At 64.5% G+C, this 12052-nt stretch carries 12 protein-coding genes and 1 other RNA gene; 5 read left to right on the top strand and 8 right to left on the bottom strand.

Annotated elements, in window-relative coordinates; translation table 11 throughout:
- Positions 1-13: 13 nt before the first annotated feature.
- The 3 genes from purE to ACWUI7_RS02290 form a co-directional block, all read right to left on the bottom strand.
- Positions 14-628: a 5-(carboxyamino)imidazole ribonucleotide mutase gene (gene purE / locus ACWUI7_RS02300; protein WP_496640549.1), complete on the bottom strand. Its 615-nt coding sequence runs from the start codon at positions 626-628 to the stop codon at positions 14-16.
- Positions 629-710: 82 nt separating this feature from the next.
- An RNA gene (gene ffs / locus ACWUI7_RS02295) (signal recognition particle sRNA) lies at positions 711-1022 on the bottom strand.
- Between the two features lie 90 nt (positions 1023-1112).
- Positions 1113-1520, bottom strand: coding sequence for a DUF7548 family protein (locus tag ACWUI7_RS02290; RefSeq protein ID WP_496640548.1), 408 nt, complete (start codon positions 1518-1520; stop codon positions 1113-1115).
- Between the two features lie 89 nt (positions 1521-1609).
- Between ACWUI7_RS02290 and ACWUI7_RS02285 the strand changes: the two genes are divergently transcribed.
- The 3 genes from ACWUI7_RS02285 (at position 1610) to ileS (ending at position 6384) form a co-directional block, all read left to right on the top strand.
- Positions 1610-2068 (top strand): DUF7992 family protein, encoded by a 459-nt coding sequence (locus ACWUI7_RS02285; RefSeq protein ID WP_496640546.1) that lies wholly within the window; start codon positions 1610-1612, stop codon positions 2066-2068.
- A 2-nt stretch (positions 2069-2070) separates the two neighbouring features.
- A complete protein-coding gene (gene cobT / locus ACWUI7_RS02280; RefSeq protein WP_496640545.1) occupies positions 2071-3153 on the top strand; it encodes a nicotinate-nucleotide--dimethylbenzimidazole phosphoribosyltransferase in 1083 nt (360 codons plus the stop codon).
- A 96-nt stretch (positions 3154-3249) separates the two neighbouring features.
- Positions 3250-6384 (top strand): isoleucine--tRNA ligase, encoded by a 3135-nt coding sequence (gene ileS, locus ACWUI7_RS02275; RefSeq protein WP_496640544.1) that lies wholly within the window; start codon positions 3250-3252, stop codon positions 6382-6384.
- An 80-nt stretch (positions 6385-6464) separates the two neighbouring features.
- On the opposite strand, the gene lrpA1 is transcribed toward ileS, so the two are convergent.
- From lrpA1 to ACWUI7_RS02260, 3 genes are all read right to left on the bottom strand, one after another.
- A complete protein-coding gene (lrpA1, locus tag ACWUI7_RS02270) occupies positions 6465-6893 on the bottom strand; it encodes an HTH-type transcriptional regulator LrpA1 (protein WP_496640543.1) in 429 nt (142 codons plus the stop codon).
- A gap of 172 nt (positions 6894-7065) precedes the next feature.
- The gene (locus tag ACWUI7_RS02265) at positions 7066-8004 is read right to left on the bottom strand and encodes a thiamine pyrophosphate-dependent enzyme (protein ID WP_496640542.1); all 939 of its coding nucleotides are present in this window, start codon (positions 8002-8004) and stop codon (positions 7066-7068) included.
- Between the two features lie 2 nt (positions 8005-8006).
- Positions 8007-9902 (bottom strand): 2-oxoacid:acceptor oxidoreductase subunit alpha, encoded by a 1896-nt coding sequence (locus ACWUI7_RS02260; protein ID WP_496640541.1) that lies wholly within the window; start codon positions 9900-9902, stop codon positions 8007-8009.
- A 266-nt stretch (positions 9903-10168) separates the two neighbouring features.
- On the opposite strand from ACWUI7_RS02260, the gene dph5 reads away from it, so the two are divergent.
- Complete coding sequence (gene dph5 / locus ACWUI7_RS02255; protein ID WP_496640540.1) at positions 10169-10972, top strand: diphthine synthase; 804 nt, start codon at positions 10169-10171, stop codon at positions 10970-10972.
- 99 nt (positions 10973-11071) lie between these two features.
- Positions 11072-11467, top strand: a complete 396-nt coding sequence (locus tag ACWUI7_RS02250) for a CBS domain-containing protein (protein WP_496640539.1) — start codon at positions 11072-11074, stop codon at positions 11465-11467.
- Positions 11468-11512: 45 nt separating this feature from the next.
- On the opposite strand, the gene ACWUI7_RS02245 is transcribed toward ACWUI7_RS02250, so the two are convergent.
- The gene (locus ACWUI7_RS02245) at positions 11513-11734 is read right to left on the bottom strand and encodes a hypothetical protein (RefSeq protein WP_496640538.1); all 222 of its coding nucleotides are present in this window, start codon (positions 11732-11734) and stop codon (positions 11513-11515) included.
- Positions 11724-11981, bottom strand: coding sequence for a hypothetical protein (locus ACWUI7_RS02240; RefSeq protein ID WP_496640537.1), 258 nt, complete (start codon positions 11979-11981; stop codon positions 11724-11726). Before ACWUI7_RS02240 ends, ACWUI7_RS02245 begins: the two co-directional genes overlap by 11 nt.
- Positions 11982-12052 lie beyond the last annotated feature (71 nt).

Here is a 12052-nt window from a genome sequence, read left to right as displayed (position 1 = left end):
CAGTCGTTCACACTCACGTCGATTCGTCGCGGAAGCCGTCTAGGCCGCGGTCGTGGAGTGCCGCCGATGTCGCTGCAACGTCAGAGACGAGGTCATCGTGATAGTCTACCAGCTGGTCTTCAAGCCACCCGTGTTCGCGCGCGAGAATTTGTGCCGCCGACAGTCCGGCATTGAACGACTTCCCGGCGTCGACGGCGACAATCGGCGCACCAGTCGGCATCCCAATAACGGAGTCAACGGATTTCTCCTGGACCGGGACGCCGACAACGGGGATCGGATACGCGATCGACGCGGTCATGTTCGGGAGGTCTGCCGACTTACCACCCGCGCCTGCAATAATGACATCAAGCCCGCGGTCGGCAGCCGTCTCGCCGTACGCGACCATGAGCTCGGGCGTCCGGTGTGCAGAGACGACATAGCTCTCGTAGGTGAATCGGGCGTCAGGCGGCGTCTCGAAGTCGGTCTGCTCGGCAAAGCCGAGCGTCGAGAGCGCCTCGAAGGCACCCGCCATCGTCTCGAGGTCCGAGTCGGAGCCCATGACGATCCCGACATCGGGAGTCATCGCCGGGTCAAGGTCGGCGGCCGCCTCGGTCTCGAGTCGCTCGATGAGGTCGTGTATCGAGGTCACGGGTGCGGCAACGACACACGGGGAGTAAGTGGTTGCGGCTTCGAGCTGACATGGCCGCGTCGCTCGAAAGATGTTGTATGAGTGGTGGACAGCCGAGGTGGCCCGGCGTTCCGACCCGGGGCATCCCGGTTGCCTCCTCCACCCCGCGACCCGACGAGCGACGGGCGTCCGGTGATGGGCTGCTCGCTTCCGCGCCTGACCCGGTGTCGCCGGCGAACCGCGACGGACCGCTCCTTCGAGCGGGCGCCACGGACCGCTGTCCCCGGCGGACGAGGCTTCCATGTTGGCTCTCGGGGCCCGCGCCGGTCTGACCGGACGCGCCCGGTGTTCGGTCCCCGCTAAAGACTGCCTCACGGGTAACGAGCGGGGCCTAACCGCCCGACCTAGTCCACATACACCTAGCCTGGTAGTACATAAGGGCCTTTCGTTCGGCTGTGAGCGTCGGGCGACGGTACCCGCCGGAGGCATGTCCGTCGGCCGTTCGTCACGCGAGAGACGTTCGTGCGTAGACGCCGGCACACCCGGCGAGCAGCAGCGAGACGGCCGTCACCGCGGGCGCGTGCCACTGGAGCCAACGATGCTCACCGAAGACCGTCGTCGGCTCGACACTGAGCGTCCAGAGGACAGCGAGGAAGGTCGTCACCGCACCCAACACGACGAGGACGCCCGTGAGCACCTCGGGGTCGACGTTCCCCTGCTCGACGGAGGCGAACACCACCGCGCTCACGAGCGCGAACAACGCGACTCCGCCCGCGCCCACGGGGCCCGCGGCGTAGTAGGCGGTGAGCTGTGCGTCGAACCCCGAGACGAGCGCGTACGGCGCCGCCAGCAACAAGCCACAGAGGAGCCCGGCGGCAACGCCCGTCTGCCGAGCACGGTCGCGAACGGTCATATACGAGACTCTCCAAGCGGCGGCCTAAAAGGACCGGATCCCGGTCGTGAGTCCGCAGCGTTTTGCTCCCGGGGTACCGAAGACGGGATATGACACTCGACGTGGAGACGCCTGATCCACCCGAACTGGAGTCCGTCGACCCGAACGAGTACGAAGACGCCGAGGTGGGCGGCGACGAGTACCACCGCAGTGACCTAGAGACGTTCCTCGCCGAGGGCGCCTGGGAGGAGGCATTCGACCGATGGGCCACAGACAGCGAGATGGCGCCGTCCACGTGGCACGTCGTCGAAGAGCTCGAACTGATCGCGCAGTTCGACTTCTTCTGGGACTCATTCGCCGACCGCGTCGGCTACCACGCGCCAGGGATTCCCGAAGACTGGAAAGAACGGAACTACCACGACGGGCTCGACTCTTGGAGCGTCGTCTCCGCGATCAACGCGGGACTGACCGAACTCGGCCAGATCGTCTGTGACGTGCTCAAAGACGACTACGTCGACTGGGAGTCGGCGTACGAGGCTCCCGACGACCTCCCGGACTTCGACGACTGACCGTGCGATCTGAGTCGTTTTCTCCGCCTCGTATCCCCGCGTTTGACGACGACGCCGCGAGCGCTGCGCAGGCGCGGCAAGATGCCCTCGCGAAGCCGCCCGGGAGCCTCGGCCGCCTAGAGGACCTCGCCGTCGCGATCGCTGGGCTCACCGGGAAGCGTCGACCAACGGTGTCGTCGCCGACCGTCGTCGTCGCTACCGCGGATCACGGCGTAGTCGACCGCGGCGTGTCGGCGTACCCACCAGACGTCACCCGCGCGATGCTCAGCGCCTTCGCCCACGAGGAGGCTGCGGTGTCGGCGATTGCGGACGTGGTCGGAGCAGATGTCGTCGTCGTCGACGCCGGCGTCGACGGAGATCCGATAGCGTCTGCCGAGGGTGTCGAGCTGGTGATCGACGAGCGGATCGGCTGTGGAACCGCCGACCTCGCCGCGGGACCGGCGATGACGCGCGACGACGCGATCGCCGTGCTTGAGGCGGGGGTGCAAACCGCTCGGACGCGGCTCGCGGACGCCGAACTCGTCGCGCTCGGTGAGATGGGTATTGGTAACACGACTGCAGCCGCTGCGGTGACCGCAGCGGTAACCGGAACAGATCCGGCGCGCGTCACCGGCCAGGGGACCGGTGTTGACGACGACGGTCGAGCCCATAAGGTGGCAATCGTCGAGCGGGCCCTCGGCCGGGCCGACCTCGCGGCGCCTAGCACGGTCGATCCAGTCACGATACTTCGACAGGTCGGCGGCTACGAGGTCGGCCTGCTCGCTGGTGTCGCCCTCGGCTGTGCGGCGGATCGGACGCCTGTCGTCGTCGACGGCGTGGTCTCCGGTGCGGCCGCGCTCCTCGCCGATGCGGTCGACGGGGCGGTCCGGCCGTACCTTCTTCCTTCGCACGCGGGTGCCGAGCCGGGGCACACGATCCAGTTGGGGGCGCTCGATCTCGACCCCCTGTTCGATCACGACCTCCGGCTGGGAGAGGGGTCTGGCGCGGCGCTGGCGATCGCGACGTACCGGGCGGCGTGTGCGACACACGACCGGATGGCGACGCTCGCCGACCTCACGGCCGCCGACCGCACGACTGACTGCTGAGCGACCGTCGCCGGTGGTCGGCGCCCCGTCCGAGGTGACCCAGACCAGCCGGCCGGTCCGTCGTATTCAAATACGCGGGCGGGAACACTCAATCATATGGAGCAGATCGACGACCAGTACACGCCCGCGGACGTCGAGGCTGCGGTCGACGACTACTGGGACGAGTCGGACGCCTACGAGGCGGCGGTCGAAGCGCACGCCGACGACCCGCCGTTCTTTTTCGTCGACGGCCCGCCGTACACTTCGGGGCAGATGCACCTCGGGACGGCCTGGAACAAGACGCTCAAAGACGCCGTCATTCGACACAAGCGGATGACCGGCCACCGGGTCACCGACCGACCCGGCTACGACATGCACGGGCTCCCGATCGAGGTGAAAGTCGAAGAAGAGCTTGGCTTCGAAAACAAGCGTGACATCGAGGCGTACGGGATGGAGGCGTTCATCGAACGCTGTACGGAGTTCGCCAAGCGGAACCGAGCCGCGATGGACGAGGACTTCAAGTCGATCGGGGTCTGGATGGATTGGGACGACCCCTACGAGACGATCTCGCCGACGTACATGGAAGCCGCCTGGTGGGCGTTCTCGAACGTGGCCGAAGCGGGGCTCGTCGAACAAGGAAAACGGTCGATTGCGCAGTGTCCGCGGTGTGAGACCGGGCTCGCGAACAACGAGGTGGAGTACGAGGACGTCGAAGACCCCTCGGTCTACGTCAAATTCCCGCTCGCCGAGCGCGAAGGCAGTCTCGTGATCTGGACGACTACGCCGTGGACGATCCCGGCCAACACCTTCGTCGCCGTCGACGAGGACCTCACCTATGCCGCGGTTCGCGCCGAGCGGGATGGTGACGAGGAGCTGCTCTACGTCGCCGCGTCCTGCGTCGAAGACGTCCTCTCTGCGGGTCGGTACGACGACTACACCGTAGAGGCTGAGCGTTCCGGCCACGAACTCGTCGGGTGGGCGTATGACCACCCACTCGTCGACCACGTTGCCGAGTACCCGAACGGGGACGGAGCGGGGCAGGTGTACGCCGCTGACTACGTCGAGGCCGACCGCACCGGACTCGTCCACTCGGCGCCGGGCCACGGCGAGGAGGACTTCAAACGGGGTCGTGAGCTCGGGCTCGACATCTACTGTCCGGTGGAACCGAGCGGAGAGTTCACCGAGGCGGCCGGTGAGTACGCCGGGACGTTCGTTCGCGACGCCAACGACGCGATCGTCGAGGACCTGATCGACGACGGCTACATGCTGGCCAGCGAGACGCTGACACACAGCTACGGTCACTGTTGGCGGTGTGACACGGGGATCATCCAGCTCGTCACAGACCAGTGGTTCATCGCGATCACCGACGTCAAAGACGAGCTCATCGAGAACATGGAGACCTCAGAGTGGCACCCCTCGTGGGCCCGGGACAACCGGTTTCGTGACTTCATCGAGGACGCCCCCGACTGGAACGTCTCTCGACAGCGCTACTGGGGGATCCCCATCCCGATCTGGGTGCCCGAAGACGCGGAGCCGGGCCACCTCGACGACGACATGATCGTGATCGGGACCCGCGAGGAGCTGGCATCGCGCGTCGAAGAGTCGATCGACCCGGAGACGATCGACTTACACCGGCCGTCCGTCGACGACCTAACGATCGTCGAAGACGAGACGACCTATCGCCGGGTAGAAGACGTCTTTGACGTGTGGCTTGACTCCTCGGTCGCGAGCTGGGGCACGCTTGGGTACCCGTCTTCTGAGACGGACTTCGAGGAGCTGTGGCCTGCAGACTTGATCATCGAGGCGCACGACCAGACCCGCGGGTGGTTCTGGTCCCAGCTCGGGATGGGGACCGCAGCGGTCGGTGCGGTTCCGTACAAAGAGGTGATCATGCACGGCTTTGCCAACGACGAGGACGGTCGGAAAATGTCGAAGTCCGTCGGCAACATCGTCACGCCCGAGGAGGCGATCGAGCGCGCCGGGCGCGACCCGCTTCGGACGTATCTCCTCAGTCACGATCAACAGGGCGTCGACCTCGCGTTCGAGTGGGACGGCCTCGGTGATATCCAAGGCAAGCTCAACATCTTTTGGAACGTCTTCCGCTTCCCACAGGAGTATATGACACTCGACGGCTACGACCCCGCGACGGCGAGTCTCGATGACGGCGAACTGGCGCTCGTTGACGAGTGGGTCCTCTCACGGCTGCAGTCGGTTGAACGAGCGGTGACCGACGCGTGGAGCGAGTACCGAATCAGCGACGCGGTCACGGAGTTGCTCTCGTTTGTCACCCAGGACGTCTCACGGTTCTACATCAAGGCGGTGCGCGACCGCATGTGGGAAGAGGCCGACTCGGCCTCGAAGCGCGGCGCCTACGCGACGCTGTCGGTCGTCCTTGAGGAGGTGATACGGCTGCTCGCACCGATCGCACCGTACCTCACCGAGCGGATGTACCAGACACTTGACGGCGGGTCGACTACCGTCCACGCACTGTCGTATCCAGAGCCCGACGACGCTCTACGCGACCCCGAACTCGAACACGACATCGCCGTCCTCCGCGATGTCGAAGAGGCGGCCGCAAACGCTCGCCAGCAGGCCGGACGCAAGCTTCGGTGGCCCGTGTCGCGGGTGATAGTCGAGACCGACGACGAGGCAGTCGCCGGCGCGGTCGATCGGCTCGAAGCGCTCCTCGCTGACCGGGTGAACGCTCAGTCGGTGACCGCGATGGACCAATTCGACGAGCTCGTCGAGCGCGCACAGCCACAAATGGCTGCGATCGGACCCGCGTTCGGTGCCGATGCCCAAGCGGTAATGACGGCCGTCGAGGGTGCCACCCGTGCGGAGGTCGAGGCCGGGCTTATCGTTGACGGTGAGACCGTCGAGCTTGACGACGAGATGGTCGCCTATACCGCCGAACCCCCCGAGTCAGTCACGGGTGTCGACTTCGACGGCGGCACGGTCTACGTTGACGCGTCGCTGACGCCCGCTATCGAGTCAGAAGGGTACGCCCGAGACGTGATCCGCCGCGTACAGGAGATGCGAAAAGAGCTCGACCTTGACGTCGAGGCAGCCATTCGACTCGGGGTCGATGCCGACGAGACGGTCGCCCGCGCAGTCGACGACCACGCCGACCTCATCGCCGGCGAAGTCAGAGCAGAGACGTGGCTCGACGACACCGAGTCCGCAGATGGCCTCGTCGAAGCGTGGAGCATCGAGGGCGAAACGGTCACGATCGGAATCGAACTCGCCGAGTGAGTCACAGTCGATAGGTGTGGTCGTCCGTCCGGGATGGTCGACGTGACAGACCCGAACGCATCAACAGTCGACCGCCGGAGTCACTTCAGCCGCTCTTGGAGCACCGATGGGTGAGCTGCGGTGACGCCGTCGACGGCGAGCAGCTGATCGTTTATTACGTCTCCGAGTTCGTCGCCGTCTTCAGCACGGACCTCGGCCATCAGCATGTGGTCACCAGACGAGGTGTACAACGCCTCTACGGCGTCGAGCCCTTTCAACGCACGAGTCGCCGCGACGTACTGACCCGAGTCGACGTCCATGCCGACCATCGCGATCGACCGCGTCGCGAGCTTCTTCGGGTCGACATCGGCGGAGTACCCGACGATGACGCCTTCCTCTTCAAGTTTACTCACGTACTTGCGAACCGTCGGTTTCGAGACGTCGGCCCGATCTGCGATCTCCCCACACGACGCTTGGGCGTCCTCTTCTAACACTGAGAGGATGCGCTCTTCCGTCGATACAGTGCTCATACGTGTACGTTGTCACCAATGAAAAAATACCTTGCGAACCCGAAAAGGCACCGGGCAAACACGAAATCGCGGCTGTTATCGGCTATGATGGGCCGTACAGGGCCGATTCTTCGGTGACTGATCACCGACGGATGATCTACAGAACGAGGGCCCGTCGATGGGCGACCTCAGACTACTCGTGTTTCGCGAGGAACTGGTCGTACGAGCGCTCCCACTCGTAGTCGTCGTCCCAGTAGCGCTCGGCCAGCGGCTCTTCTGGCATCTCGCCGATCCGCCGCTTCTCCTGGCCGTAGGAGGGGCGGTCCTCATCGACGTAGTAGCGGCCGGTAAGCACCGTGCCGTCGTACAGTGCTTCCTCAGTCTCACGCATCATCGCGGCGGCCTCGACGCGGTCGGTCACATCGAAGTCGTAGTCGTCAGAGTCCTGGACGTCGACGTACGGGACGTACTGGCGTGCGTCCTTGTTCCAAGTCGGACACTGCGTCAGGAAGTCGACGTGAGCGAACCCGTCGTGTTCGATCGCTTCGATCAGGATCTCTTTCGCCTGATTCGGATTCACCGCGGCCGTCCGGGCGACATACGATGCGCCGGCGTTGAGCGCCATCGAGAGCGGTTTGAGTGGCTCTTTTGCGCTACCGTGCGGTTGCGTTTTCGACTTGTGGCCTTTCGGGCTGGTCGGGGAGGTCTGTCCCTTCGTGAGCCCGAATATCTCGTTGTTGAACACGATATACGTCATATCGTGGTTCTCCCGGGCTGTGTGGATGAAGTGGTTCCCACCGATGCCGTACCCGTCACCGTCACCGCCGGCGGCGATTACTTCGACGCCGGGGTTCGCGAGTTTTGCGGCCCGCGCCACGGGGAGCGAGCGTCCGTGGATCGTGTGGAACCCGTACGTGTCGAGGTAGCTGTTCAGTTTACCTGAGCAGCCGATCCCAGTGCACAAGAGTGTCTCGTCCGGCGTTCGTCCGACCTCGGGAAGCGCCTGTTTCAGCGCCTTCAGGACACTGAAGTCACCACAGCCGGGACACCAGGTCGCTTGCGGTTCGACGCTCGGGGTGTACTCGTCGCGGTCGATCTCGCGCTCGTCGCCGATCGCTGAAAACGTACTCATGATTAATCACCTGCTGCGGGGACGAAAGTCGTCTGGTGTTCTGGAGCATCACCATCGCCTTCGATGATAGCCGCTTCGAAGCCGTCGACGATCTCGTTTGGCTCGAAGGGATTGCCGTTGTACTTCAGCAGGCTCGAAAGCTTCTCGCCGTAACGGCCGAGGTTCTTCTGTATGAGCCCACGGAACTGTCCGGAGGCGGTCATCTCGACGACTAACGCCTCATCGACGCTCTCGATGAACCGTGACACCTCCTCGGTCGGGAACGGGTGCATATCGGAGACACCGAACGACTTCACCGAGACGCCAGCGTCGTTCAGTCGGTCGACCGCCTCCTCAACGGTACCCTGCTGGCTTCCGAAGGTGAGGATGCCGTACTCGGCGTCGGCCGGACCGACGTACGAGCTCGTGTCCTCGGTGTCGAGGTCGGCGCGGATCGCCTCGAGTTTCTCAAGCCGGCGGTCGATCTGTGCGACACGGTTGTCCGCCGACTCGCTGATGTGTCCGGTCGGGTCGTGCTCGTTCCCCGTCGCGAGGAACCGACCACCCTTCTGGCCGGGGATCGATCGCGGCGTCACGCCGTCGTCGACGTCGTGCTGGAAGCGGTGGAACTTCCCGTCAGCCGAGTGTGGCTGCTCGGCGAGTTGATCCTCCGAGAGCGTTTTGCCGAGCGTCGGGTTCGGCTCGCGGTCGAAGTGGCCCTTCGGGACGTTCGTCAACTCGCCACCGAGCTTCTGATCGTACAACAGAATCGTCGGGATCTGGTACTCGTACGCGAGCCGGAAGGCGAGTCGCGACTGCTCGTACGCCTCGGCGACGGTGCCGGGCGCGAGGACGACACGCTGTGAGTCGCCCTGTGAGGTGTACAGGACGTGCTCGAGATCGGACTGTTCAGGCTTTGTCGGCATCCCGGTCGAGGGGCCGGCGCGCATGGCTTCGATGAGGACGACGGGCGTCTCCGTCATCTCCGCTAAGCCGAGCGGCTCGGACATCAGCGCGAAACCGCCGCCGGAGGAGCCGGACATCGCCTTCGCACCCGCGTGTGCAGCACCGACAGCGAGTGCGGCCGCGGCGATCTCGTCTTCGACCTGCTCTGAGATCCCGCCGAGGTCGGGGAGGACCTGGCTCATGATGGTGAACACCTCGGTCCACGGCGTCATGGGGTAGCCGGCGATAAACCGGCAGCCCTCATCGATTGCGCCGTAGGCGATGGCGTCGGAGCCGGAGAGAAGCACCTGCGTCTCGTCGTGCTCGCCGGTCGGCACGGAGACGTCGTGGGCGTCGACATCGTACTCCTCGCGGACCTGATTGTAGGCTGTCTCGAGGATCTCGAGGTTCGGGTCGAGGATCTTCTCGGGCATCGCATCGCGCATCAGGTCTTCGACGTGTGCGAGCTCCATACCGATGAGCGCGCAGGTCGCGCCGACGCCGGCGGTGTTGCGCATCACTTCTCGACCCATGTCGCGGGCGAGCCCGCGGAGGTCAAGCGGGTAGACGTGCCAGCCGTTCTCCTCGACGCGCTCGTCGAAGTTCGGGATCTCGTCTGTGTCTAACAGCCCTTCGTCGTAGACGATGACACCGCCCTCGCGGAGTTCATCGAGGTTCTCTGAGAGCGGTTTGATCTCTTCGTTCCCGTATACGGCTCCTTCCTGCGGATTGCGGGCGAAGGAGTCGCCAAGCGCGAGCAGGAAATTGTAGCCGTCGCCACGTGACCGTACGGGATCCGCTGATGCGCGGATCTCCGTGTACGTGTGGCCACCGCGGATCCGGGACGGATAGTGCCGGTGTGTGAACACGTTCAGCCCCGACCGCATCAGGGCCTTCGCGAAGTTCTGGCTGGTCGAGGCGATTCCGTCGCCGGAGCCGCCCGAAATCCGCCAGATGAGTTCGTCGTCAGTCATATTGTGGATCCTGGCCCGGTAAGGCCCAGTGGGTCGAACTTGTTTCGGTCACCTCTTATGGCTTGCTATGGATTCACATGAAACGATCGTGAATGACCCGTCCTTGAGACGACACGAGCCGATGGCGGAAGCACCCCCAAATCGACGACGGAGGCAACCCGAATCGAGTCCGCCGAGAGCCCGAGTGCCACGAACAGGATGCAACGGCGAGACCCACGACCACAACAGTTCGAGCCGCTTTAGCCGCTCGACCGCCGAGACCTCGTATGCTCACCTTCGTCGGACTCGGCCTCTATGACGAGCGCTCGCTCACCATCGAGGCGCGGGACGCACTTCAGGCGGCAGACCGCATCTTTGCGGAGTGGTATACGAGTCGGCTCGTCGGCGCCGATATCTCGACCCTCGAGCGGGCACACGGGCTCGATATCGAGGTTCGCGACCGGACCGGGGTCGAACGGGACCCGGAACCGATCCTCGCGGCTGCCGAGACGGACACTGTTGCCTTCGTTACCGCCGGCGACACGATGATCTCGACCACACACGCCGACCTCCGGTTGCGCGCGATTGACCGAGGGATAGACACACGAGTTGTTCACGGCGTCACCGTACAGTCAGCTGCCTCGAGTCTAACGGGCCTGCAGAACTACCGGTTCGGGAAGGCCGTGACGCTCCCGTTCCCGTACGCTCACGGCGACGGCGACGTACCAAGGAGCGTGATCGAGACGATCGAGGCCAACCGCGACCGCGGCCTCCACACCCTCGTCTACCTCGACATCAAGGTCGGGACCGGTCCCCGCGGTCCCGACCCAGATCACGAGGAGTACATGCATGCGAATTACGCCGCTGAACTCCTCGCCGGGCCCCTCGAAGACCAGCTCGGTGTCGTCGTCGCCCGCGCCGGCGCACCGGACCCGGTCGTCGCCGCCGACCGACTCTCCGCGCTCGCGACGCGCGACTTCGGCGACCCACTGCACGCGCTCGTGCTTCCGGGTGACCTACACCACGTGGAAGCCGAGGCGCTCGTCGGACTGGCGGACGCACCACCTGCGCTCGTCGCGGACGCGGAGTAAGACGCTGCGGCCAGTACAACGGACACGGCGAGAGTGTACTGAGTGTGTCGGTCACCAAACCATCACGATTAATTATCATGGGGCGCGTTAGCAGAGTGCATGCACACTACCTCCACCGGCGACCCCCGTGTCGCCGACCTCATGAACCCGGACCTCGTTACGATCGACCCTGATGCGACGGCCGCGGCGGCGGCCAAGCGGATGCTCGAGACGGGCGTCGGCTCGATACTCGCCGTCGACGACGCCGGTCGGCTCGAGGGACTGCTCACGAGTCACGACTTTGTCGCGCTCGTCCGTGAGAACGACCCCGACGACCAGACTCCCGTCGAGGCCTGTCTGACGACGGACGTGCTAACGGTCTCACCGATGGACCCGATCACAGCACTCGGGGAGGCACACCTCGAGTATACCCATATTCCCGTGGTCGATGACGACGTCGTCGTCGGGATGGTGTCGACGACGGACCTCACCGAACAGTTCGTCGTGCGACAGTGATTGGAGCGACAGCGATTACAATGAGGTGACGGTATTGAGACAGCGTCACGGATTATGCACCTGCTCATCGTAGGTTTGTCCGGCCGCGATGAGAAATCCCGTGATTGCAGTGACGAGCGCGATACTACCGATGGCCACGACGGCGACAGAAAAGAGATCACCTGGGAGCACCCGTGCGGAAGTCAGAAGCGACACCGCGGTGACGAATCCGATGAGTGTGATCAGGCGACCAAATCGGGCGACGTCGAGGCCACTCTCACTCGACATAGCGTTTGAGTTCGGCGATCACGCCGTCGTACTCGTCTTCGCGGGCCGTGTTTCCGAGCGAGTGGATCGACTGACATACCCACACGCCGGCGGTGAAGTTCAATAGCGCGACAAACGAGACCAAGCCAAGCTGTGACTCGATAGTCAAGCCGATAGCGAACCCGGAGAGCAGTGTCACGGCCATCATCGCGTGGGTGAGAAGCGATCGCGTCCCGAAATCGGCGAGGCCGGCGGCGGCAGTCGACATATCACGTACCTACACCCCCAGTGGTAAAGGTGATTCGGCGACGCGGGCACGCGACCGTCGCACGTGGGTCA

This window comes from Halorubrum orientale (assembly GCF_059623105.1).
This window is presented reverse-complemented; position numbering and strand designations above follow the sequence as displayed.